The 1,496-nt window shown below is 60.2% G+C and carries 1 pseudogene; it reads left to right on the top strand.

The features are described from left to right. A pseudogene (locus BLV81_RS23380) lies at positions 1 to 1,496 on the top strand (hypothetical protein); the annotation flags it as partial.

Genomic DNA, 1,496 nt, shown 5'->3' on the forward strand with positions numbered 1-1,496 from the left:
GGACCGAAGAACGATCCGAGCGACTCCGATGTGACCGAGATTGCGTACGATAATCGCGGCAGCTTTGTCACAGCGGTCACCTATCCGCTCAATCTCAGCCGCCACTTCAGGCGCGATGAAGGCACCGGACGCTTGTCGCAGGATATCGCGAACGACGGCATCGTCACCAACCTGGCATACAACACGCTAGGCATGGTCACGCGCACCGAACGGGCAGGACTGATCACCGAACGCCAGTACAACGCACTGGACCAGGTCAGCGCGCTGTCCGACGCCGCCGGCCGCGGCATCAGTTTGCGCTACGACAGCGCCGGCCGGCCGGTTCACATGGAAGACGCGCAAGGGTATTTCAGCGAACTCAGCCTGGATACCGAAGGCAGGATCAAGGTCAGCGGCTTGTACGAGCCGGCAGGGGAACAAGCGCCAGGCAAGCTGGTTCGGGCGACTTACCGCAGCTACGATGAAAACAACCGGCTGTCGCGCCAGCTGCAGCCGGACGGCAGGCTCGATACCTATGCCTACGATGCACAAGGAAGACTGGCAAGGCATGTGGACGGCGACGATGTATTGCACCTGAGCGCAGAAAACAAGAACAATACTGCGCGCGCCAACATCGATCTGGCGGCAGACGGCATGTTGCGCGTCAATTTCCAGCTGGCGCCATCCGCATCGGATGCAGCGCCGGGCAAAATCCAGCCCAATATCTTGCGCGACGATTTCGGCCGTGTGCTCAAAATGCACCTGGCCGATTACGGCAATAAGACCGCCAGCTACGATATCCGCGACCGCATGATCCGGCTCGACCAGGCAGACGGCAGCAGCATCGCTTTCCGCTACGACCTGGCGGGCCGCATGATCCAAAAAACAACCACTACCGCCGGCACCGCCAAAGTCTCGACGGTGAGCTTGCGCTATCAAGGCAACCGGCTCATCGACGTCACGGATCCGGTTCAAACCACCGCCTATGCCTACGATGCCGCAGGCCGCATAGCGCAGACCCGCATCACCATCGACGGGCAAAGCTACACCCTGGCAACCACTTATGATCCACGCACCGGTGAACCCAGCACCCAGCGCCTGGCCGACGGGCAGGTCATGCAGATTGAACGCGACAAGGCAACGCAGGTAGCGCGCAGCATCAGCCTGCAAGGCGAGCGCTCAGCCGGCATTGCCGGCCAAATCGAGAAACTGCCAAGCTGGCTGCAATGGGCCAAAGCTATTCTGCCAAAGCAGACCGTGGTCGCTGAGATCGGTTTTAATCCTTATAACGGTCTGACCGGCTATACCCAAGGCAACGGGATCAAGACGGCGAAAGGATTTGATATCGCCGGACGTTTGACTTCGATGAAGATCGGTGACGGCCGCAATAGTATCGCCAGCTGGCGCTATGATTACGGCGTCGGTCCACGCATCCGGGCTCTGCAGGCTGCCGCCGATACGCAAACCAATGCCAGCGGCAACATCGTCAAGGCCAGCTACGACTACAGCGGATTCGG

Origin of the sequence: Collimonas sp. OK242 (assembly GCF_900107095.1) — a bacterium.
Lineage (GTDB): Bacteria > Pseudomonadota > Gammaproteobacteria > Burkholderiales > Burkholderiaceae_D > Collimonas.